This window comes from Bradyrhizobium sp. CIR18 (genome assembly GCF_014198295.1).
Taxonomy (GTDB): Bacteria; Pseudomonadota; Alphaproteobacteria; order Rhizobiales; family Xanthobacteraceae; genus Bradyrhizobium.
This window is the reverse complement of the sequence record NZ_JACIHF010000008.1, coordinates 195,562-217,257: the sequence shown is the minus strand read 5'-3', so window position 1 is coordinate 217,257 and position 21,696 is coordinate 195,562. Positions and strand designations below refer to the sequence as shown.

The following is a 21,696-nucleotide window of genomic DNA, read 5'->3' as shown; positions in this document are numbered from 1 at the left end:
AAGAAAAACAGCATCGGCTCGCGGCCGATGCCGCGACGCGGAAAAAGAAAGTCTCTCGCAGCGCGTTTCGTTACGCTGCCCGCACGCCCGCGACGAAAGCGCTGACCTCGTTTTCCAGCGATTGCAGCTTCTGCGTCAGCCGGCCGCTCGATTGCAGCACGAGGCCTGCGGCTTGGCCGGTCGCCGCGGTCGCGTCGGTGACGCCGGAGATGTTCTGCGAGACCTGATCGGTTCCGGAGGCCGCCTCCTGCACGCTGTGGGCGATCGCCTGCGTCGCGGCGCCCTGCTCCTCGACCGCGGCGGCGATCGACGAGGAGATCTCGTTGACCTCCATGATGGTGGCGCGGATGCTCTCGATGTTGCCGACGACCTGGTTGGTCTCGGCCTGGATCGCGGTGATCTGCGCGCCGATCTCGTCGGTCGCCTTCGCGGTCTGGCTCGCCAGCGACTTCACTTCGCTCGCAACCACCGCAAAGCCCTTGCCGGCCTCGCCCGCGCGCGCCGCCTCGATCGTGGCGTTGAGCGCGAGCAGATTGGTCTGCGAGGCGATCTGGTTGATGAGGTCGATGACCTCGCCGATCTTGTGCGCGGCCGCTGCCAGCCCCTGCACGGTGTCGTTGGTGCGCTGGCCGTCGGCGGCGGCCTTGTCGGCCACCGTCGCGGCCTGTGCGACGCGCTGGCTGATCTCCGAGATCGAGGACGACAGCTGGCCGGCGGCGGAGGCCACCGTCTGCACGTTGCTCGAGGCCTGCTGGCAGGCGGAGGCGACGAAGCTCGCGCGGTCGGTCGCCTTGTCCGCGGTTTCCGACATGCCCTGCGCGGCCTGCTGCATCGCGCGCGCCTCGTTGAAGACGTCGCGGACGACGGCCTGGACGCTCGCCTCGAACTTGCCGGCGAGGTCAGTCATGGCCTTGCGCTTCTCGTCGTCGGCCCTCTGCTTCAGTTCCTGCTGCTCGGCATGCATGCGGCCGACGGCCGAGGCATTGTCCTTGAACACGGCCAGCGCCTTGGCGAGCGCGCCGACCTCGTTGTTGCGGTCGGTATAGGGCACCTCGAACGCGCTGTCGCCGGCGGCAAGCCGCTCGGTCAGCGCGGTGATTTTTGCCAGCGGCCGGGTCACGCTGCGGCCGATCACGAAGGACGCGCCGAGGACCAGGACCAGCACGGCCAGACAGACATAGCCGAACGTCGTCGCGGCCTGGCGGAAGACGGCGTCGACATCGTCGAGATAGATGCCGGTGCCGATGATCCAGCCCCAGGGCGCAAAGCCCTTCACATAGGAGATTTTCCCGACCGGCTGGTCGAAGCCGGGCTTCGGCCAGAGGTAGCCGTAGAAGCCCGCGCCCTGCTTCTTGACGACGTCGACGAAGCCCATGAACAGCGCGTTGCCGGCGGGATCCTTCATCTCGGAGAGATCCTTGCCGTCGAGCTCCGGCTTGATCGGATGCATGACCATCTTGGGGGCCATGTCGTTGATCCAGAAATACTCGACCTTGTCGTAGCGCAGGCTCTTGATCTCGGCGATCGCGGCGGCCTGGGCCTGCTCGCGCGGGAATTTCCCCTCGCTCTCGAGCTTTTGGTAGTGGGCGAGGATGCCGTAGCCGACATCGACCATCTGCTGCGTCTTGGCCTGGCGATCGGCGACCATCTGCGTGCGCAGGGTCGACAAGGCGATCGGTGCCAGGGCGATCATGCCGAGGAGGCTGATGCCGACAATCAGGACCAGCTTGAAACTGATGCGGGAGAAAATCATCGGAGCTCACGAAATTTGGCGGGACAGACATGCCAGATTATCCCGATCCCCTTAGCAAAGCTTTAAGCATTCGGGTTCCCAGGCGGCCGCCGAAGCCCGGCGGCCGCGCACGGTTTTCGCACCCTCGCGGCGCCGCGCCCGTCTTCGAATATAAACCTCTTCAAAACTAGAAGACCTCGATATCGCCCCTGCGAGCGTTGACTTGGAGAGGGCTCCGGCAGAACGATCGATGCAGACAATCAGCGCCAGCTGTGGCGTGAGCGCAGCCAAGGGCCAGAGGTTTCATGCATCAATCGACATCATCAGGATCTCTCGACCTTCCCGCGCTCAGTGCGGCGGAACGGCTCTTCATCTGGGGATTCCGGGCCAAGGCACGCAGCGGAGGCGCCGTTCCGACCGCAGCGGATATCCAGGAGGTGTACGACCATTTCCGCGTGGGCGATGCCGTGCTCTCGCTGGAATCAATCATCGAGATCTTCGCCTGCACGGCCCATACCGCGATCGAAGTGCACTGCCCGACCTGTCCGCGCATGTCGGACAGCGAGCGCGGGATTCTGCAGGCCATCGCCGCGGCCCAACAGGATCGCATCGACATCGTGCGCGAACGATTCGAGAGCTGGCTGCCGCCGGTCGGCGCCGATTGGGCGCTGGCGCCCGTGCGGGGGCTCGCCACGATCTTCCGCATGGCAGGCCTCATTCTGCCCGACCGGCAGGTGCGATCCCTCGACCATGACCGCACCATGGCGATGAAGAGCTGGCTGGTCGGAAGCCCGACATTGCACTGACGAGATCGGTCATGACCCCAGCTATTTGCGCCTCGGTGCCGGACGCCGGCCCATCGCGGCTCTGTCCGCTCCAGGCCGCGCTTGGAGCGCGCCCCTGCGTCGACAGCTACGATGATTTCTGCCGCGTCGCGCTGTCGCTGTTCCGCTTCATCGGGGCGGCCTACACGACCGGCGCCTCCGATTGCTGGGAAGCCGCCTATCGCTTTGCCGACGAGGCGCCTGATATTGCCGACAGTCCGCTGCTGGTCGCGCGCGTGGCCGCGCTGGTCAGGATCCTGCGCAGCGGCCGGCCATGCGAACTGTGCTTCATGCCGCCGTCCTGCCGTCGGCTGTCGAAGGACGAGACGGAATTGATGCGATTGCTGGCGGTCGCGCGAAGCAAGCAGCCGGGCGAGCTCGAATCCATCGTCTGCGCGTTCGTCGGCTCGGCCAAGGAAGCCGCGGCAACGCGGGCGGTCAACGCGCTCGCCTTGTGCTGAGGGCTGTTGTTTGCGCATGATCTTTCCGGAAAACCGCTTCACACTTTTCCGGATCATGCGCTAGCCGCCCTTCCTGCCCAGCAGCAGATCGATGGTATGCGCGGCGATCTTGCGCAATTGCGGCTCGTCGCCGAAGGCACGTTCGAGCACGGCGAGACCGCGCGTCACGGTGACGATGTGCAGCGCCGCGGCCGCGGCATTGCCGTTGAACTCGCCGCGCTCGGCGCCTGCCGACAACGTGTCCTGAACCAGTGCTGTGATGCGCGAGATAAGGCCCGCAAATACCTGGCGCGCTTCTTCGTCCAACCCCTCTCCTTCCGCGGCGCCGAGCTCCATCAGGCCGCGCGTGGTCGGACATCCGCGCGGCGGCGTGCCCGAGCGAAAGTTGGTGATGGTCAGATCGAAGAAAGCGGTGAGGCGCTTGCGCAGGCTGCCCGTCCCGAGCGCCTTCTGCAGCGCGAGGAGATAATCCCCCGCATAGCGTTCATAGGCCTGCAGGAACAGCGCTTCCTTGCTGCCGAAGGCGTTGTAAAGGCTGCCGCGCTGGACGCCGGCATCGCGCGCGATGTCCGACAGCGAGGTGCCGCGCACGCCCTTGCGCCAGAACTGGTCGAACGCAATGCGCAGGACATCGTCATGGTCGAATTCGCGCGGCCGCAAGCTCGGCTCCTTTGGGAAGTATTTGACACGACGTCAAGAACATGCTTTCTCGACATCGTGTCAAAAACCAATTGGAATTGATAGCCCGCTTCAACACTGGACCGAACAGCGGCGTACGCATTCGCCTTGCTGGTCGGACCCGCATGCAAAGGGACGCGCGATGCCTCTGCTCCACATCTCGATGCGCGCCGGCAAGCCGCAAGCCTACCGGCAGGCGATTCTCGACGGCCTCTACCGCGCCATGCGCGAGGCGCTGAATGTGCCCGTGGACGACGCGTTCATGGCCATCACCGAGCATGAGCCGGCGAATTTCCGCTGCGGCAATGCCTACGGCGTCGAGCGCAGCGACGACGCGGTGCTGATCCAGATCACTGTGTTCGCCTCGCGAACCCCCGAGCAGAAGAAGGCATTGTATCGCCGGATCGCGGACCTTCTCGGCGAAAGCCCGGGTATCCGGCCCGAGGACGTGTTCGTGAACGTGCTCGATGCCCCCAAGGAGAACTGGTCCGTCGGTCACGGGCTGGCGCAATTCGCGTGAGCTGGGCGGACCTGCCGGTGCCCTGCCGATCGAGGATTGAGGCGCCTGATACGCCCTGCGATCGGCGCGGATTGCCCTACTCGCCAGCAACGCACGCTTCCATGATGCCGTCGAGCTCGGCTTTCGACAGCACCCCGAGCTCGGCGATGAAGACGATCCGTGCGCGCGGCACGCCCGGCGCGGGCGCATCGCCCGGGGCGAGCGTGGCGCGGCCGGCGGCGAATTGAAACACCATCTGGCGGCCGGGCTGCTCGACCGTCTCGAACAGGCCTTTCGCACGCGCCAGCTTCGGCGCGAGACGGCCGATGGCCTGCTGCAGGCGCGGCAGCGAGATCGGGCGGTCCGAGGTCCAGCTCAGCGTCTCGAAGCGCTCTTCTGCCGGTCGTTTCGGGCCCGGATCACGCGGCGCGGGCGCACGCTCGACGTTCGCGGGGAACAGGAGCGCGGACGGAATCTCGCCATGTGGCGCATCGACCACCACGGCGGGAAGGCGCAAGGCGCGGATGGCTTGACGCATCCGCGCCCCCGCGCCCTCGTCCGCCAGATCCAGCTTGGTCAAGGCCACGATATCGGCGACGCGCAATTGCGAGCGCTGGAGAGCGTCGTCCAGTGCGGCCGGCGGTGTCGCGGCGTCGATCACGCACAGCACCGTCTCCAGCGGCGCCTCGCGCAGGATCACGGGGTCCATCAGATTGCGGACGATGTCGGCGGGATCGGCGACGCCGCTGGTCTCGATGACGATGTGTTCGGGCTTCGGATCGCGCCGCAGCAGCGTCGAGAGCGTGCGCAGCAGATCGCCTTCGAGCGAGCAGCAGATGCAGCCATTGGCGAGACTGACCACGCCGTCGCTGGCGCCCGCGATCAGCTCCGCATCGATGTTGATGGCGCCGAAATCGTTGACGATCGCGGCGATCCGCCGTCCCTCCGCATGCGCCAGGAGATGGTTCACGACCGTGGTCTTGCCCGCCCCCAGAAAGCCCGTCACCAGGAGAATGGGGACCGGCACGGGTCAGCCCCCGACCACGGGCCGGCGCACCGGCTGACCCGGACGCGCCGCGAGGTCCAGCACGCCGTCGCTGATCAGCATCTGGCCGCTGACCACGAGATGCCGCACGCCTTCGGACGGACGGTTCATCGCCGTGAAGGTCGCGCGGTCCGAGAGTTTTTCGTAGTCGAACACGACGATGTCGGCGTCCGCGCCCTTCGTTAGCCGGCCCTTGGCGCGCATCGCCGGCGTGCTCTGCGACAGGATTTCCGCCGGGATCAGCGCGCATTTGCGCACGCCTTCCAGCAGCGACACGGTCTTGCGCTCGCGCACCCATTCGCGGATGAAGCGGGTGAAGCAGCCGGCCGAGCGCGGATGCGAGGTGGCATCGTCAGGCAGCGGCCAGGCATCGCCGGCGTAGGTCTTGCCGTCCGACGTCGTCCACGGCATCGCATCGGACGCGATCGCGCCGCCGGGATACAGCACCGACATGTCGAGCAGGTCGCGGTGATGCGAATTGTTCTCGATGTCGAGGATGTGCCAGAGCACCAGCGAGGACGGCTCTTCGGCCTGCGCCTTCAGGAGCTCCTCGCGGTCGTGGAAGCGATAGCCGTCGGTCACGCGCTGCACCGAGTCGTAGCCGGTGCCGTTGCGTTCGACGAATTCGGGGTCGCTGAAGAAGGCGGCGGCCAGCACGGTCGAGCCGGTGCCGTAAGGATAGGCCTCGACCGTGATGGGCAGGCCCTGCGCCTGCGCTTTCGCGATCAGCACGCGGCAACGCTCGACGTCGGTCTTGCTCGACGAGTTGAAATGGCAGATGTGCATGTGCGCGCCGGTGGCGCCGGCATAGCCGATCAGACGGATATAGGCTTCCACCGCACTCTCGGGGTCGATGCGCGACATGAAGGCGACGTGGGTGAAGGTCGGCACGTCCTTGGCGGCGGCGAGCTGGCAGACCGCGGTCAGCTCCTGCACGCCGGCGCCCGGCGCGTAGGCATTGAGGATGCCGATACCGATGCCGCCTTCGTCGAGACCGCGCCCGAGACGCTCGAGAATGCCGGCGACCTCCGCATCACTCGCCACGTTGTCCATCCAGCGGCGGTCGCGCATGGCGTTGCCGAACGCCTCCAGCGAACTCTCCGCATTGGAGCCGGTCATTGCGCCGATGCGCGCAAACGCCCAGTTGGTGGCGGCGCCGTAGTTCAGCACGCGGCCTTTTCTCGCCTGACGCTCGTACCAGGACCCGACCGGCAGCACGCCGGCCTCGAGATCGAGCGTCGTCGTCACCCCATCGAACGCCTGCATGCGGTCCGCCGGGATCGATTGGCCGTGGGCGTGCAGGTCGATGAAGCCGGGGGCGACCACGAGCCCGGTCGCGTCGATCACGCGCTCGGCGCCGCCAAGGCCCGTGCCGACCGCGGCGATCCTGCCGTCCACCACCGCCACGTCGCCGACGGCGTCCATCCCACCCGCGGGATCTACCACCCGGCCGCCAGAGATCACCAAGCCGCTCATATCGTCACTCCCTCCACCTCGAAATCGCATCAAGGCAGATTCCGGAAGCGACGACCACCTCCACTGAAGCCGACGCAGCATGCTCGCACGGAAGGTCATTTCGCAGGCAACCTGCGGACGCGCGCCCGCGTCCTCGCGGCATGTTTTGCCCGAGTGATGCTGCTCTCCTCACCCTCTCGAAGGAAAGGGCGCAGGGAAGGCCGGGCGCCAGCTGGCACCCGTAAAGACCCCCGTGCTGAACAGATTGCACACGCAATGCACAGGGGAGACACAGGGCAGCCGAAACCAGGCCTTCCCTGCGCGATGGTCTGACGGCCAATATGCCGCGCTCTCCCGGGAGCCGAACCTTCCTTCTGGCCTCCCTCGCCCCGCGAATTGGATGATGCAGTCTGCCCGGTTGGGCTCGCTCGCATCTCCGCGAAAGGCTTGACCGTAGCAACGACGGCCAGGACCACACGGTTTTGCCGTACGCAGGCCATCCGGCTTCGCCAAGAGGCTCCGCCGGACATGGGCGCCGTTCGTCTTCGCAGGTCACGCATGCTCACGAGGTTCTCTCGCCCTGCACACGCAAGCTCCGCCTTAACGCCGCCCGCGTCCACCGCAACTCCCAGCCCGCGCTCGAAACGACGTACGACCGCCCCTTTGGTGGGCTGGAATGGCCGACACATACGACAAATCCGAATTTCGGTAAAGTGGAATATTTTTGTGGAGAGGGGTTGACAGCGGATCGGGCTGTTTTGCCCGACGGTACAATTTGTCTCGATCTCCCCGGGATGAATTGCAAAAGGCGTCGCTTCGTTAGATCAAGCTGCTTTGGTATATTGTGATCCAATCAAATTCTGTCACGGGTACCCGCATGACAAATGCGCGCAAGATAGGACGAAACGATCCCTGCCCCTGCGGCAGTGGCAAGAAGTTCAAGAAGTGTTGCCTCGACTCGGAAAGGTTGGACGATCTGTCATCCGATTCGCCCCAAAGTGTGCAGACACCGAGCGTTCTCCGGTCGGCGCTTCAAGACGAAGAAGCGCTCCCGGCGTACGATCCATTCACGGAGCCAGACCCGGATCTGTGGGTTGTGCTGGACGAGGAGGAACGGATTGATCTCGTGATGGCCTACCATCGGCGCGTCGGAATCCCTCTTCCGCGGGAGAAAGTGCACGCTATTCTTCATGTGATCGTCGAGAGCCAAATTGCCGATCCCACGCTGCCGGTGCGTAGCGAGGCGCAGCGGTTGATGTCCGAAGGACTCGATCGTCACGAAGCCATCCATGCGATCGGCTCGGTGCTTGCCGGACACATGAACGAGCTGATGCGCGAGACCAAATCGGGCGATGACAACGTCGAGACGAAGCCCGATCAGGACCCGAATGAGACTTATTTCGCCCAGTTGAAACTACTGACGGCGGATGAATGGCGTCGGTCGGGCTGACCGGCGTATCCAGGTTCGATATCGAGCTTTCTCGAGCGTGGACTCGCCTCCACACAAACCGGCTTGCCTTCGCGGCATTAGCCACTGAGCAGGCGTTACGCGAGTGGTGCGCGCTCCATTCGATCGGGATTATCGGCTGATCTGGACCGCGAACCGGCTCCGCCGTCTTCTCGCCTGCATTGTCATTCAGTGAGCTAGGCGGGGCGGCGTGAGGTGGGCAAAGTTCCCAAAGGTTCCCAGTGATCGTCCGACGTCCTCTGCAACGCGACTCCCGTCGTTCCGTTTCTCGCCGCGCTTTCCTCGGCGGACTTATGTCGGCAGGGAGTGCCCTCGCGCTCGGCGGATGCGCCGGCCTGGGTGCGACCGGCGCGCGCTTCGATGCCTCGTCCCTCTCCGTCGACCCGACCGTGCTCGTCACCACCACGCGCAAGCCCGTCAACGGCGCCCGTGCCAAACCCTGGTTTGGGCCGGAACGCGCGACGGCCATGACGGTCGCGCGGGCCAAGCTTGCGGCGCCGGACGAGAGCCGTCTTTCCCTCGCCTCCGTTGGACTTGGCGATTGGCGCCTTGATCGGGTCGAAGCGGTGCCGGCCGACGCTGGCGATCTTGCTGCGCAAGCCGGGACAGGAGACGTGCTGATCTATGTTCATGGCTTCAAGCAGACATTCGAGACGGCCGTGCTGGACGGCGCCCATCTCTCCGACGGGATCAAGTTCCGCGGCCGGACCATGGTGTTCTCCTGGCCCTCCAAGGCCGGCCTGTTCGACTACGCCTATGACCGCGACAGCGCGATGTGGTCGCGCGACGATTTCGAACGCGTACTCTCTGCGCTGGTGTCCGCGCCAAGCGCCGGCCGCGTGCACATCGTCGCCCACAGCATGGGAACCATGCTGACGCTCGAAAGCCTGCGGCAGCTCCACGCTCGTTACGGCGACACGGTCACGAGCAAGATCGGCGCCGTGGTGTTTGCCGCGCCTGATATCGACATGGACGTGTTCTCGTCGGCGATCCAGCGCATCGGCCCGCTGGCCGGCAAGATCACCGTGATCGCCGCGACGAACGATCGCGCACTCGCGCTGTCGGGACAGCTCGCAGGTGGCATGACGCGGGTCGGCGCGGCCGAGAAAGCGGTCATCGCGCGGCTCGGCGTGCGTGTGGTCGATGCCTCCCAGGAAGGCTGGGGCATCATCAACCACGACCTGTTCCTATCGAATTCGGAGGTGCAGAAGGTGATCCGCCGCTCGATCGACGGCACAACGGCGTGAGAGAGAGGCTGTGCCGAGCCATGCGCGAAGCTTGCCCCTGAGTGCCAGTCTCGACCGATGGCGCTCCGCGCAGAAGAAAACCGCGAACGCTGAATTGCAGCTTGCGGATGGAAGACCTATGTTGGGTCTCTAGTCAGGCAGCCGCCCATCGTATGGCGAGAGTCTGCAGGGTCGACCTCGCGGTGGATGGTTTGCATTCCGCATCGGAGGTGATGCCATGGCCATTGCTCCCACGCTCCAGAAATACCTCGCCGCTGAGAACATCCAGTACGAGGTGATCCCGCACGAACTCAGCATGACGTCCGCTCGAACGGCCGAGGCATGCCATATCTCGGGCGACCGCCTCGCCAAGGGCATCGTGTTGCGGCGCGACGGCGGATACATGCTGGCCATCCTGCCCGCATCGCATCACCTCCGCCTGTCGGACCTGAGGACAAGCCTCGGCGACAATGTCCAAATGGCCAATGAAACCGAGGTCAATCGGCTATTCAGCGACTGTGCACACGGTGCGGTTCCCGCCGTCGGCAAATGCTACGGATTGGACATGATCGTCGAGGACAGCATCGAGGCACAGCCAGACATCTATATGGAAGCCGGCGATCATGAGACGCTGCTCCATATGGGTCACGCGCAGTTTGCGCGCCTGACGGCCAACGCACCGCACGGGCGCTTCAGCGCGCATGACTGAGGTTTTGTAGACCGCCGATTGCCGTTGCGATCCTGGGCGGGAACTCTGGCCGTGAGGTCGCCGTCATACTGTTCCGCAGGGTGGCGGCGAGAGTGTCTGCGCTTGTCTGGTCGGAGTTCGGAAGATTGGGGGTGCCGTTGCATGCATCAACGCACTTGAAACCCACGAACGGAGGCTCGCCATGAAAGTCAAAGACGTGATGCACAAGGGTGTCGACTGGGTCAGCCCCAACACCCCAATCACCGAGATTGCCAAACTGATGCGGGCGCATGACATCGGCTGCATTCCGATCGGCGAGGATGACAAGCTGGTCGGAATGGTGACCGACCGCGATATCGTCTGCAAAGGGCTCGCGAGCCACAGCTTCGATGCCGGCCGCGCGACGGCAAGCGACGTGATGACCGAGGGCATCCATTGCTGCCGCGAGGACGATGACCTCGCCAAGGCGATGCATCACATGGAGAAGCTGCAGGTCCGCAGGCTGCCGGTGATCAACAAGAGCAAGCGGATGGTCGGCATCATCAGCCTGGGCGACGTCGGCCATTCCGCGTCCGGTGATATGCTCACCGAGACCGTCAGGAGCATTTCGGCGCATCACTGAACTTGCGGCCAGGGCTCTCTCGCGATCGCCGCTCAAACGGGCGTTGAGGGGAGCCCGAGCCACGCGCTCGTCATGCAACCATCGCGCGGCACAGAAGCGACGGCGCGATGTGGCTTACTTTGCGCCGGAGTTAATGTCGGGGCGGGCTCACTCGATCGCTTCATCAGCGCCGACGCTGCGGCGCGCAACTATGACCAAGCGAGATCGCGCGGCCGGACCGGGCCGCCGTCGGATGGGGTCGCAGCAAAAAGTCGAGGAATATCGCGGATTTGGCGCTCCCTAGGGGAATCGAACCCCTGTTTCAGCCTTGAGAGGGCCGCGTCCTAACCGCTAGACGAAGGGAGCGTGAGGGCTAGCCAATAGCCTCGAAATTTGTCCGCCGCAAGGACCCCGAGGAGCCTTTTACGGCTCATTGGCGAATTTCAGCCGCCCGGCCGGCTTGAGCGTGTGGGCGTCGAAGGTGCGGATCTCGATGACGCCGCCGACATCCAGGCTGACCACGAGGCGGTCGCCGGCGAGGCCGGTCGAGACGATTTTGGCGCCCTTCGGCAGGATGGCGGTGACGTCGCTGGCCGCCTCGGCCGCCCTTCCCTCCGACTTGAAAAGGCGGTAGCCCACCGCGATCAGCACGGCGCAGATCGCCAGCGCCGTGGTCAACCCCGCGATCAGCATCATCCGCCGCACCCGCGCGAACAGCGCGGCCTGCTCGGGGCTCGGTTCGGGAACAGCGGTATCAGTCGTCGTCATGGAAAATTTTGGCTCTGCGCAAAGGTTGGAGGTTGTCGTCGCCGGCAACGAGGGGTCGGCCCGGCTCGACCGCGTGCTGGCGGCACACCTCACCGACCTGTCGCGATCGCGGCTGAAAGCCCTGATCCTGGCGGGCGCGGTGAGCCTGAAGGCCTCCGCGGTCCGCGACCCCGCTTATCACGTCACATCCGGCGATACGATCATAATCGACGTGCCGGAGGCGGCCCCGCCGGAGCCGAAGGGGGAGGATATCGCCCTCGATATCGTGTTCGAGGACGATGACATCGTCGTCCTCAACAAGCCGAAGGGGCTGGTGGTGCACCCCGCGGCCGGCCACGAGACCGGTACGCTGGTGAACGCGCTGATCGCCCATTGCGGCTCTTCGCTGTCGGGCATCGGCGGGGTGCGCCGGCCCGGCATCGTGCACCGACTCGACAAGGACACCACAGGGCTGATGGTGGTCGCCAAGAACGACCTCGCCCATGCCTCGCTGACCGCGCAATTCGCCGACCACGGCCGCACCGGTGCGATGCGCCGCGGCTACATGGCCTTTGCCTGGGGCGTCCCGGGCCGCCATCGCGGCACCGTCGACGCTCCGATCGACCGCCATCCGCATGCGCGCGAGAAGATGGCGGTGCGCCAGGGCGGCCGCGAGGCGGTGACGCATTGGGAGATTCTGGAGAGTTTTAACGGACGCGACGGCAAGCCGATCGCGACGCTGCTCGCCTGCGAGCTCGAGACCGGGCGCACCCACCAGATCCGCGTCCACCTCGCTCATATCGGCCATCCCCTGATGGGCGATGCCGTCTATGGCCCGCATTTCAAGACCAAGGCGAACCAGTTGGCGCCCTCGTCGCAGGCCGCTCTGGCCGCGCTTGGGCGGCAGGCCCTGCATGCGTATTTGCTGGTATTGGAGCACCCGAGGACCGGAGAATTACTCCACTGGGAGGCGGCTTTGCCGGAGGATTTGCTTCTCCTCCAGAGCACCCTCAAAGCGGCGGTATGACGCAGGCCCTTTAAGAAAAGCGTTACATTACAAAAGATTATAGCTGCCACACGGGGTCGTGACGTCAGCAATCCTTCCCTTTTTGCCCCCCCATGGGGTATATTGCGCCTGCGTTGGAAATGACCAACGGAACATCGCAGCTACGGCCGGCTTTAACACAGCGGTCGTCTGCCTGGCCCGCCGCTATCGGGGGCCTGAACCTTTGGAGGGCTTCAGTATGGCCCGTACCGCTGCTTTGCCGGTCCTCAATGGAGAATCCGGCCTTTCCCGTTACCTCGCCGAGATCCGCAAGTTCCCGATGCTGGAACCCCAGCAGGAATACATGCTCGCCAAGCGTTGGCGCGAGCATGACGATCGCGACGCGGCGCACCAACTCGTCACCAGCCACCTCCGGCTCGTGGCCAAGATCGCCATGGGCTATCGCGGCTACGGCCTGCCGATCTCCGAGGTCGTCTCGGAAGGCAACGTCGGCCTGATGCAGGCGGTGAAACGTTTCGAACCCGAAAAGGGGTTCCGTCTCGCCACCTATGCGATGTGGTGGATCAAGGCGTCGATTCAAGAGTACATTCTGCGTTCCTGGTCGCTCGTGAAGATGGGCACCACCGCGAACCAGAAGAAGCTGTTCTTCAACCTGCGCAAGGCGAAGAGCAAGATCAACGCGCTGGACGAGGGCGATCTGCGTCCCGACCAGGTGAAGATCATTGCCAAGCGCCTCGGCGTCACCGATCAGGACGTGATCGACATGAACCGCCGCCTCGGTGGCGACGCGTCGCTCAACGCACCGATCCGCGACGACGGCGAAGCCGGCGAATGGCAGGACTGGCTGGTCGACAATACGCCCAACCAGGAAGCCATGCTGGCCGAGCACGAGGAGTACGACGAACGCCGTGACGCGCTGAACGGCGCCATGGGCGTGCTCAACCCGCGCGAACGCCGCATCTTCGAGGCGCGCCGCCTCGCCGATGAGCCGATGACGCTGGAAGACCTTGCTGCCGAGTTCGGCGTGTCGCGCGAGCGCGTCCGCCAGATCGAGGTCCGCGCCTTCGAGAAGGTGCAGTCCGCGGTCAAGGGCACGATCGCAAGGGCCGAACAGGCCGCGCTGGAAGCCGCGCACTAAGCGGGGCGTTTCCGCGGCAAGAGATTGGCGGATCGAGAAAGAGAAAAAGCCGGCGGCAACGCCGGCTTTTTTGTTGGGTGAGCTGCGGCAGCTTCGCGAAGCTGGCGGGGGCACTTGAACGCCTATGACGGGTCGCCCGACACATGATGGTCGGATCACATCACAAGAACGGACACGCACCGTGTCGATCATCCTGCAATCCACCGTCGGCGGCTTCTCTCCCCAGTTCATGCGCAAGCTGCCGCTGGTCGAGCAGGCGATGCGCGAGCACGGGCTCGAGCCGTCGGAGTTCGTGATCTCCAAGGACTATGCAGGCACGGCGACGATCCCGCTGATGGGGCCATTCTTCTTCAGTTACAGCGTGTTCTTCGGCGAGGAGACATTCACCGTCACCGAGCCGAACGACATGGTGTTTCTGGATTACTTCTTCAAACGCGTGCTGGCGGTCGATGATCCGCCGGAATTGCCGCGGCGGCCGGGATTGATGCGACGGTTCTTCGGTTGGATGGCGCAGGCGGTGTAGCCAATCCGGGCCGCCGGTCGTTCACCTCGCCCCGCTTGCGGGGAGAGGTCGAATTTGCGCGAAGCGCAAATTCGGGTGAGGGGGACTCTCCGCGAGTCCAACTCTCACCGTCCCCATGGAGAGTCCCCCTCACCCCAACCCTCTCCCCGCAAGCGGGGCGAGGGAGCGCACCTCCTACTCCCCCCACATCCTCGCCAGCGTCGCGAGCCAGCAGCCTTCGCAATGGCGCGCGTCCTTGTAGTCGATCCAGTTGTGGGCATAGACGCGGTCGAGCGGGATGTCGTAGCGCGCGCGCAGGACCTGAACGAGCACGCGCCACGCCGCGACCTGCGCGTCGGTCGGACCGGTCGTCACATCAGGATAATTGCCGGCGAACTCGACGCCGATCGAATTGTCGCGCACCACTTGCCGATAGGTCGCGCTGTTGTCGATATACTTGCTGTCGTTGCGGTTGGCGCCGTCGCCATGGGTCGGCACCAGGTTTTCCGCGACCGCCCAATAGACCGTGCCGTCGGTCTCCACCCACACGGTGACGCCGCGCCGGGTCGGGGTCTTCGCTTGCGCTTGCGCACCGCCGCGCGCCGAGCCCGCCGGCCCTTCGGTCTGGTGCACGATGATGTTGCGCCAGGGTCTTGCGTTCCGGACGTCACCCCAGGGCGCCAGCCAGACCAGCTTCAGGCCGGGAATGTCGGGCGTGCCGGAGGCGCGTGCGAGCTTTGCGAGCTCGGCATCCTCGGCAGCGGCGGGGGCGATCAGAAAGAAAACGGCCAGAACGGCCGCGAGCAGGCGAGCGATCATCATGCGGGTCCAACGGTGACCGCAACCTAGCATGGCCTCAGGCGAAATGGCGCACGGTCTCGCCCCGGCCGATCGGCTCAGGCGACAGCGGCGGCGACGGATCGTAGACGGCAAAATCGTTCTTGCCGTTCTTCTTGGCGGCATAGAGGGCGTGGTCGGCATTGGCCATCAGGCGATCCGGGAATTCGCCGATGCCGCGATCCCACTGCGCGACGCCGATCGAGATCGCGATCGGGATCTCGCTGCCGGTGCAGGCCTCGGCATCCTGACGGCAGACCTCGAGCACGCGGCGGGCGATCGCGGCGGCCTCGCGCAAGGACGAGGACGGCAGCACGACGCAGAACTCGTCGCCACCGGTGCGGGCCAGCATGTCGCCGGGCCGCAGCCGCGTCTGCGCCATCAGTGTGAAGTGCTGCAGGCAGGCATCGCCGGCGGCATGGCCGTGGGTGTCGTTGATGGTCTTGAAGCCGTCGAGATCGATCACCAGCAGCGAGAACGGCGCACCGCTGCGCTCCGAGCGGGCGCATTCCTCGGTCAGGCGCTGCAACAGATGCCGCCGGTTGGCGACGCCGGTGAGATCGTCGAGCAGCGCGAGGTCGGCGACCTCGCCCCGCAGCCGGTCCATCGCCATCAGCAGGAAGCCGAAATTGAGCGTCATCGACAGGAACAGCAGCCCCAGCACCATCACGGCATGGGTCTGGCCGCCGGCCTTCGCCGAGAGATCGTGGCCGAGCAGATTGCCGATCGTGCGGGCAATGAGGATCGCGATGATAGTGAGGATGACGATGCCTGACAGCCGCGCGCCCGGGCTGACGCGCCCTTCCGGCGGCGACAGCAGCAGACGCAGCGCCAGCATCAGCGGCAGGGCCTGACCGAGCGTGTAGCTGAGCATCCGCAGCTGCATGTGCTCGAAGCCGACCATGAAGACCACGACGCCGACAAGGCTCAAGCCTCCCGTCGCCGTCATCAGGCGCCATGAGACCGGCCGGCCATAGAAGCGCTGAATGCCCATCGCGGCGAGGCAGCTCGCGGCGATGACACCGGCCGCGCCGAGCAGAAGCGGGAGGGGAGACGCCACGAACAGGCGCACCAGCGCCGTCATCGCTCCGATCGCGCCGACGAAGGACGATGCCATCCAGAACCGCGCGGCGGCGAATTTCGGATAGGAGCGCGTCACGTAGGCCCAGATCACGCCGAGCGCCAGGAAGTTGACGACGAAGACGGTCCAGAGCGTCGGTACGTTCAGCATGACGCGTGCGGCATGCGCAGCGTCGCGCCCCCCGTCCCTGGCAGCCGTCCGTCCATGACCCATCCCCGTTTTCTTGCGGAGAAGAATGCGGCCTTCGCGCTTAATGGAGTCTCACCGCGTTCCGGCAAAACGCGCCTTTGGTTTTGGATTCATGAACGGCGCCGCTCCGTTGTCGGATCGTTAGGGATGTCGGCGGCGACGCCGCTTCGACGCTGCGATGCGGATTCGCGCACCAAAATCACCCGAAAATGCATCTGAGCTGTGGATAACGCGATGACACGGATGTGACAGCGCGGGGCAGGAAGGCGCGAATCTGCTGAGTTTGTCGTCGAGGATGTTGCGAGGCTGGCCCTCCGCCGAGCATCCCTCGTGTCGCGTTCCACCATTAACCCTTAAGAGGATCCTATGGCTAAGAAAGCGAAGAAGGCGACGAAGAAGAAGGCGAAGAAGGCCAAGAAGGCGAAGAAGAAGTAACGAGGCTTGTTCTTTGCCCGGGTGGAGCTTGCTCCGCCCGGGCGTCGGGTAAGTTTGAAGGTGGCGGGCGCGAGGCCCGCTTTTTTATTGGGTGGTGTTGAGAACGCTGCCCCTCCTGGACGCCGCATCAAGAACGTGGATGCCCGGGACAAGCCCGGGCATGACGAACCTTTCAAAAGGTGAAGGAGGAACTACCTCTCCGCCAACGCCAGCTTGGCGCCGAGCGCGGCGAAACCAGCGGCGAAGCTGCGGCGCAGCCAGGCCATGATGCGCGGGCGGGAGATGACGTGCTCGCGCACCGAGGCGGCGCAGAGGCCGTAGACCACGAACACCGCAAGGGTCATCGCCATGAAGGCGCTGCTCAATTCCAGCATGCGCGCCAGCACATGGGCTTCGTCCGCCGCGATGAACTGCGGCAGGAAGGCGAGGAAGAAGATCGACAGTTTTGGATTGAGGATGTTGATCAGAAAGCCGGTGACGATGACGCGGCCGACCGAACGCTCGCGGATCTCGCCCTCGACCGCCAGCGCACCTTGCTCGCGCAGCGCCTGCCAGGACATGTAGAGCAGATAGAGCACCCCGCCCCATTTCAGCGCGGCAAAGGCGAGCGCGCTGGTGTGGAGCACGGCGGCGAGCCCGAGCATGGCCGCCATCATGTGCGGCACGATCCCGAGCGTGCAGCCGAAGGCGGCCGCGAGACTGGCACGCGAGCCGCGCGTCAGCGCCGCAGCCAGGGTGTAGAGCACGCCGGTGCCGGGCGAGGCGACGACGATGAGCGAGGTGAGCAGGAAGGACCAGGACATGGGCCGACCTTATCAACCCGCCTCGCGGCGGGGAAGCCAGGTCTCGGGCCTTCAGTCTCTGACCGTCACCCTGAGGTGCTCGCCCGCTTGGGCGAGCCTCGAAGGGCGACGGCCCGGCTGCGTCTCGGCCGTGCATCCTTCGGGGCTTCCCATCGGGCGCTTTGCGCCCGATGCCTCGCACCTCAGGATGACGGATTTGATAGCGAAACCTTCGCTTCACGCCAGCTGCGCGAGCTCGGCTTCGCGCAGCACGTCGAGCGGCGCCCAGGGTTTGGCCCAGAACTTTGCGCCGTCGGGCAAGGGCTGCATCAGGGGGCGGCCGGAGGTGACGACGACGTCGAGCTTGGGATTGCGGTCCTTGGCGACGTGCGCGAGCTCGACGCCGTTCATGCGCCCCGCGAGCTGGACGTCGGTCATCATCAGGCAGAGCGCGCCGGCGCTCTTGTCGAGGACGCGCTCGGCGGCCTCGGCGCTTTCGCACTGGATGACCTGGTAGCCGCTCTCCTCCAGCAGCAGGCTCAGCATCTCCCGCTGCATGACGTCGTCTTCAACGATCAGCGCAGTTGCACGAAATGGCTGTGCCTGTCCCATCAGCGTCTCCCAATGATCGCTTGCGTAACGTATGTTAAGGAGCCAGAGCGCCTGCGGTTCAGTTCCATTCTGAAAAAATGTAAATCATGGTTCCACGCGCAGGGACTTGACGGGGGGATTCATGACCACGATTCGCGGCGCCGCCGCCATCACGGGAGCCGCCAGCGGCATCGGCCGGGCGCTGGCGATCGAGCTTGCACAGCGCGGCTGCGATCTTGCGCTGGCCGATCGCGACGAGGCCGGGCTGAAGACGCTCGCGGCCGAGATCGGCGCGGGACGCAAGGTCAGCGTGCACCGCGTCGACGTGGGCGAGCCCGACGACATCGCGCAGTTCGCGAACGAGGCGACCTCTACCCATCCCGCGCTCGGCATCGTCGTCAACAATGCCGGCGTCGCGCTGATGGGCTCGTTCGAGGAGATCGACCAGGCGCAGATGGACTGGCTGTTCGACATCAATTTCTGGGGCGTGGTGCACGGCACGCGCGCCTTCCTGCCGCATCTGAAGACGCTGGCAGAGGCGCACATCGTCAACCTCTCCTCGATCTTCGGCATCATCGCGCCGCCGGGGCAATCGGCTTACGCGGCGGCCAAGTTCGCTGTGCGCGGCTTCTCCGAGAGCGTGCGGCACGAGCTTGCGGTGGCGGGCAGCCCGGTCAGGCTCTCGGTCGTGCATCCCGGCGGCGTCGCTACCGCCATCGCGCGCAACTCCCGCACCGGGGTCGGCGTCACCGACAATGCCCGCCGCGCGCAATCGATCGAGCGGTTCGAGAACGCGGCGAAGACCACGCCGAAAAACGCCGCGCTGCGCATCATCAGGGGTATCGAGAAGAACGAGCCCCGCATCCTGATCGGCAACGACGCCCGCTTCATGGACCTGTTGCAGCGGTTTCGGCCGGCAACGTATTGGGCGCCGCTGCAGCGGCGACTGGAGAAAATGGCGAAGGGGACGTGAGGTCGGGGACGCGATGGCGTTGCTTCGCCCTCCGCTGTCGTAGGGTGGGCAAAGGCGCACTTGCGCCGTGCCCACGATCTCTTTGCCGCCGACAGAAGTCGTGGGCACGCTACGCTTTGCCCACCCTACGAGACTGAGTATGTGGTCACTGCCCCGCCAGCCGATCGGCGAAATACCCGATAGTCTTGCGATACACCACCGCCCTGTTCCACTCGCGCATCGCCTCGAAATTGGCGGTGCCTTCGCCATAGGGCTGGCCCATCTTGAAGCCGCTGGTGTGGAGCAAATTCGCGGTCGAGGCGAGCACGTCGGGGACGCTGTGGCGGAGGTCGACATGGCCGTCGCCGTCGAAATCGACGCCGTATTTGATGTAGGACGACGGCAGGAACTGGGTCTGGCCGATCTCGCCGGCAAAGGCGCCGATCAGGTCGCGCAGCGGAAGGTCGCCGCGCTGCACGATCTTCAGCGCAGCGAGCAGCTCGCCCTGGAACAGGTCGGTGCGGCGGCAATCATGCGCGAGGGTTGCGAGCGTGCGGACCACCGGCATCTTGCCGATGTCGCCCTTGCCGAAATCGCTCTCCAGCCCCCAGATCGCGACCAGGATATAGCGGGGCACGCCGAACTGCTGCTCGATGCGCGAGAGCAGCGCAGCGTGGCGCTGCAGCAGTGCTCGGCCGCCGTTGATGCGGCCGGGGCCGACGCGGGTCGAGACATACTGCTCAAAGCTCTTGTTGAAGGTGTGGCGCTGGCGCCGGTCGAAGGCAAGCACCGCGCCATCGGGGGTGACGCCGCTGAGCGCCGCGTTGGTTACGCTTGCCGAGACGCCGGCCGCTTGCGCTTCCTGGGCCATGGTAGCGACGAAACTGTTGAAGTCCCCGCCGCAGCGCGCGGCCTGCGCCGACCCGCCGGCCAGACAAATGACGGACGCGGCGGCGAGAAGCAGTCTCAGCATGTGGAGCAATCCCCTTAAAAATCTCAAGCTGCGAAGCAGCGCGCGGATCATGCCCGGGAACGCAGCGAGCGTCAAAGCAGCACGCTTGATCCGCATCAAACTGTCTCACGCCCTGCTGTCTAGATTGCAGATACACGGGAGCCGCCAAGGAGAAGCGTCCATGACCGGCCGGATTGATGGATGAGAGAGCTGGCGCTGTGACAATGTTGCTTGCGCCACACCGCTGCGCGATCGACGACGACGTTGAGCCAGGATGAAGCGATCAACCATGTCCAACCATCAACATCCTCACCGGCCCGCTCCCTCCTCCGCATTCCCCTGTTCCGCCTGCTCGCCATCAACCTTGCGATCGGCGCCTGCGCCGCGACGCTCCTCGTCGGCGGCCTGCTCTGGCTCAACCCCGGACATCTGCGCGAGCTGATCTTCGCCGACAGCTCGCCCGGCATCGCGCTCGCGCTGCTGGTGGCTTCGTTCCTCATCACCTTCGGCTCGGCTGCGATGGGCAGCGCGATCATGGCGCAGGGACTTAAAGAGCACAGCGGCAAGGGCGGCGGACACGGGTCGCGGCTGGCGGTGCAGGAGACGGCGCGGCGCACGCGCACGCATTGAGACATCAGCCACGACGATGGAACTCGCTTTTACAAATCGAGATCACACTGTCTGCACGCAGGCGGGAAGAGGTGCAGGCTGGCGCGCCTTCCGACACAGAGCGCTACGCGCGTTGCATCGCGAGGGCCGGCAAGATGAACAAACTGGTTTGACGCTCTAAACAATTGCTTCGATGTGAATCGAAACCAGATGTCGCGACCATCGCATATCTGATCCGCTCGCTGCGACATCAACGCCGCCACGATTTGCCTTGCCATCGCAGGGCGTCTTCTATAGCCTTCTATTTTAGGTTGTCACCCTGCCAGCCCCGGGTGACGCTGAAGACCAAAAATAAGCGGCGGGCTTCGGCCCGCCGTTTATTGAGGCAAGGATCCCTTGCGCAGCGGGCCCACGGCTCCGTACCGACCCCGGCGACGCGCGAAGTCATTTGACTATGACGCGGCTATCGACGACAAGCCGCCATGGCCAAAAAACCCGGAACCAATCCCAAAGGCGAATTCGCCTTTTTCAACGTCTTCTATGAAGACGATTCCCAGCGCTCCAACCGCCGCGTACCGAGCGAGCTGCTCGGAGGCCTCGACGGCGACGAACCCGCCCGCGCCTTCATCATGGAGCAGGACCGCGAGATCGCCGAAAAGAGCGGCCGCCCCGCGCTCGAGATCAAGCGGATCGAGCGGGTCGGGGTGAAGAAGAAGTAGGACGACATAAGCAGGCGCTCACCAGCGCCCGCTCCCTTTATTCCAGGTAAACAGCAGATCGGCAAACCGGTCGTAGCCGAACCGCGTGAATGGCAGCGCCACGCGATTGCCGAACAGCGCAGCAAGCCAGCCCTCCCCCGGCGTCAGCCTCCACAACGCAATCGCGACATCCGCACCGACGATGAGCCGCCCCGCTTCATCGGTCGCATGCAGGCGCCGCCTGATGTCGTCGAGCGAAGCACCAAAGTGCGCCAGCGCGTCGGGCTGCTCGTTGATGTCCCTGAACTCGACCGTACCCGCGCGCACCAGCGCTAGCAGCTTGTTGCGCTGCCAGTCGATGCCGGCGTCGCAGACGGGGCAGCGGGTGTTGTACCAGACGGTGAGGTGATAGTCGGGCATAGCTGGCGGGGTTGAAAAAAGCGGAAGAGCAACGGAGATGGAATGAGCAAACCAACGGCATCCGCTTCGCAATTTACTAT

General features: G+C 65.1%; 24 protein-coding genes and 1 tRNA gene. 13 read left to right on the top strand and 12 right to left on the bottom strand.

Annotated elements, in window-relative coordinates; translation table 11 throughout:
* Positions 1-70: 70 nt before the first annotated feature.
* The gene (locus GGD65_RS24770) at positions 71-1,753 is read right to left on the bottom strand and encodes a methyl-accepting chemotaxis protein (protein WP_183236886.1); all 1,683 of its coding nucleotides are present in this window, start codon (positions 1,751-1,753) and stop codon (positions 71-73) included.
* A gap of 284 nt (positions 1,754-2,037) precedes the next feature.
* Here GGD65_RS24770 and GGD65_RS24765 point away from each other — a divergent pair, with 284 nt between their 5' ends.
* A complete protein-coding gene (locus GGD65_RS24765) occupies positions 2,038-2,538 on the top strand; it encodes a hypothetical protein (RefSeq protein ID WP_018317273.1) in 501 nt (166 codons plus the stop codon).
* Between the two features lie 11 nt (positions 2,539-2,549).
* Positions 2,550-3,017 (top strand): hypothetical protein, encoded by a 468-nt coding sequence (locus GGD65_RS24760; protein WP_183236885.1) that lies wholly within the window; start codon positions 2,550-2,552, stop codon positions 3,015-3,017.
* Between the two features lie 60 nt (positions 3,018-3,077).
* Here GGD65_RS24760 and GGD65_RS24755 read toward each other — a convergent pair whose 3' ends face one another.
* The gene (locus GGD65_RS24755) at positions 3,078-3,677 is read right to left on the bottom strand and encodes a TetR/AcrR family transcriptional regulator (RefSeq protein ID WP_183236884.1); all 600 of its coding nucleotides are present in this window, start codon (positions 3,675-3,677) and stop codon (positions 3,078-3,080) included.
* Between the two features lie 160 nt (positions 3,678-3,837).
* Between GGD65_RS24755 and GGD65_RS24750 the strand changes: the two genes are divergently transcribed.
* Positions 3,838-4,215, top strand: a complete 378-nt coding sequence (locus GGD65_RS24750; RefSeq protein ID WP_092260671.1) for a tautomerase family protein — start codon at positions 3,838-3,840, stop codon at positions 4,213-4,215.
* A gap of 76 nt (positions 4,216-4,291) precedes the next feature.
* Here the strand turns inward: GGD65_RS24750 and GGD65_RS24745 are convergent, their stop codons facing one another.
* Positions 4,292-5,221: a GTP-binding protein gene (locus tag GGD65_RS24745; RefSeq protein WP_018317277.1), complete on the bottom strand. Its 930-nt coding sequence runs from the start codon at positions 5,219-5,221 to the stop codon at positions 4,292-4,294.
* A 3-nt stretch (positions 5,222-5,224) separates the two neighbouring features.
* Positions 5,225-6,715, bottom strand: coding sequence for an amidohydrolase family protein (locus tag GGD65_RS24740; RefSeq protein WP_183236883.1), 1,491 nt, complete (start codon positions 6,713-6,715; stop codon positions 5,225-5,227).
* 856 nt (positions 6,716-7,571) lie between these two features.
* Here GGD65_RS24740 and GGD65_RS40290 point away from each other — a divergent pair.
* The 4 genes from GGD65_RS40290 (at position 7,572) to GGD65_RS24720 (ending at position 10,698) form a co-directional block, all read left to right on the top strand.
* Entirely contained in the window at positions 7,572-8,144 is a 573-nt protein-coding gene (locus GGD65_RS40290) for a YecA family protein (protein WP_246783393.1), read from the top strand.
* A gap of 311 nt (positions 8,145-8,455) precedes the next feature.
* Positions 8,456-9,409 (top strand): alpha/beta hydrolase, encoded by a 954-nt coding sequence (locus GGD65_RS24730; protein WP_210317234.1) that lies wholly within the window; start codon positions 8,456-8,458, stop codon positions 9,407-9,409.
* Between the two features lie 217 nt (positions 9,410-9,626).
* On the top strand, positions 9,627-10,097 hold the full coding sequence (locus GGD65_RS24725) for an aminoacyl-tRNA deacylase (RefSeq protein WP_179735021.1): 471 nt from the start codon (positions 9,627-9,629) through the stop codon (positions 10,095-10,097).
* Positions 10,098-10,278: 181 nt separating this feature from the next.
* Complete coding sequence (locus GGD65_RS24720) at positions 10,279-10,698, top strand: CBS domain-containing protein (RefSeq protein ID WP_018317283.1); 420 nt, start codon at positions 10,279-10,281, stop codon at positions 10,696-10,698.
* A 270-nt stretch (positions 10,699-10,968) separates the two neighbouring features.
* Here GGD65_RS24720 and GGD65_RS24715 read toward each other — a convergent pair.
* Together GGD65_RS24715 and GGD65_RS24710 are read right to left on the bottom strand one after the other, a co-directional pair.
* Positions 10,969-11,043, bottom strand: a tRNA-Glu gene (locus GGD65_RS24715).
* A gap of 57 nt (positions 11,044-11,100) precedes the next feature.
* Positions 11,101-11,445, bottom strand: a complete 345-nt coding sequence (locus GGD65_RS24710; RefSeq protein ID WP_028140457.1) for a hypothetical protein — start codon at positions 11,443-11,445, stop codon at positions 11,101-11,103.
* On the opposite strand from GGD65_RS24710, the gene GGD65_RS24705 reads away from it, so the two are divergent.
* The 3 genes from GGD65_RS24705 (at position 11,444) to GGD65_RS24695 (ending at position 14,091) form a co-directional block, all read left to right on the top strand.
* Positions 11,444-12,451, top strand: coding sequence for an RluA family pseudouridine synthase (locus GGD65_RS24705; protein WP_183236881.1), 1,008 nt, complete (start codon positions 11,444-11,446; stop codon positions 12,449-12,451). The genes GGD65_RS24710 and GGD65_RS24705 overlap by 2 nt on opposite strands.
* A gap of 217 nt (positions 12,452-12,668) precedes the next feature.
* Entirely contained in the window at positions 12,669-13,568 is a 900-nt protein-coding gene (gene rpoH, locus GGD65_RS24700; RefSeq protein ID WP_018318222.1) for an RNA polymerase sigma factor RpoH, read from the top strand.
* A gap of 181 nt (positions 13,569-13,749) precedes the next feature.
* Positions 13,750-14,091 (top strand): hypothetical protein, encoded by a 342-nt coding sequence (locus GGD65_RS24695; RefSeq protein WP_183236880.1) that lies wholly within the window; start codon positions 13,750-13,752, stop codon positions 14,089-14,091.
* Positions 14,092-14,265: 174 nt separating this feature from the next.
* Here GGD65_RS24695 and GGD65_RS24690 read toward each other — a convergent pair whose 3' ends face one another.
* From GGD65_RS24690 to GGD65_RS24675, 4 genes are all read right to left on the bottom strand, one after another.
* A complete protein-coding gene (locus tag GGD65_RS24690; protein WP_183236879.1) occupies positions 14,266-14,892 on the bottom strand; it encodes a peptidoglycan recognition family protein in 627 nt (208 codons plus the stop codon).
* Between the two features lie 34 nt (positions 14,893-14,926).
* On the bottom strand, positions 14,927-16,138 hold the full coding sequence (locus GGD65_RS24685) for a GGDEF domain-containing protein (protein ID WP_183236939.1): 1,212 nt from the start codon (positions 16,136-16,138) through the stop codon (positions 14,927-14,929).
* Positions 16,139-16,803: 665 nt separating this feature from the next.
* Positions 16,804-17,415 carry a LysE family translocator gene (locus tag GGD65_RS24680; protein WP_183236878.1) on the bottom strand — a complete coding sequence of 204 codons (612 nt, stop codon included), beginning with the start codon at positions 17,413-17,415 and terminating at the stop codon, positions 16,804-16,806.
* A 216-nt stretch (positions 17,416-17,631) separates the two neighbouring features.
* Positions 17,632-18,006: a response regulator gene (locus GGD65_RS24675; RefSeq protein WP_018318227.1), complete on the bottom strand. Its 375-nt coding sequence runs from the start codon at positions 18,004-18,006 to the stop codon at positions 17,632-17,634.
* 121 nt (positions 18,007-18,127) lie between these two features.
* Here GGD65_RS24675 and GGD65_RS24670 point away from each other — a divergent pair, with 121 nt between their 5' ends.
* On the top strand, positions 18,128-18,958 hold the full coding sequence (locus GGD65_RS24670) for an SDR family oxidoreductase (protein ID WP_183236877.1): 831 nt from the start codon (positions 18,128-18,130) through the stop codon (positions 18,956-18,958).
* 145 nt (positions 18,959-19,103) lie between these two features.
* Here the strand turns inward: GGD65_RS24670 and GGD65_RS24665 are convergent, their stop codons facing one another.
* Entirely contained in the window at positions 19,104-19,910 is an 807-nt protein-coding gene (locus GGD65_RS24665; RefSeq protein ID WP_183236876.1) for a lytic murein transglycosylase, read from the bottom strand.
* 243 nt (positions 19,911-20,153) lie between these two features.
* Between GGD65_RS24665 and GGD65_RS24660 the strand changes: the two genes are divergently transcribed.
* A complete protein-coding gene (locus tag GGD65_RS24660) occupies positions 20,154-20,519 on the top strand; it encodes a hypothetical protein (protein ID WP_210317230.1) in 366 nt (121 codons plus the stop codon).
* Positions 20,520-20,980: 461 nt separating this feature from the next.
* On the top strand, positions 20,981-21,217 hold the full coding sequence (locus GGD65_RS24655) for a hypothetical protein (protein WP_018318231.1): 237 nt from the start codon (positions 20,981-20,983) through the stop codon (positions 21,215-21,217).
* A gap of 18 nt (positions 21,218-21,235) precedes the next feature.
* Here GGD65_RS24655 and GGD65_RS24650 read toward each other — a convergent pair whose 3' ends face one another.
* The gene (locus tag GGD65_RS24650; protein ID WP_183236875.1) at positions 21,236-21,616 is read right to left on the bottom strand and encodes a thiol-disulfide oxidoreductase DCC family protein; all 381 of its coding nucleotides are present in this window, start codon (positions 21,614-21,616) and stop codon (positions 21,236-21,238) included.
* Positions 21,617-21,696 lie beyond the last annotated feature (80 nt).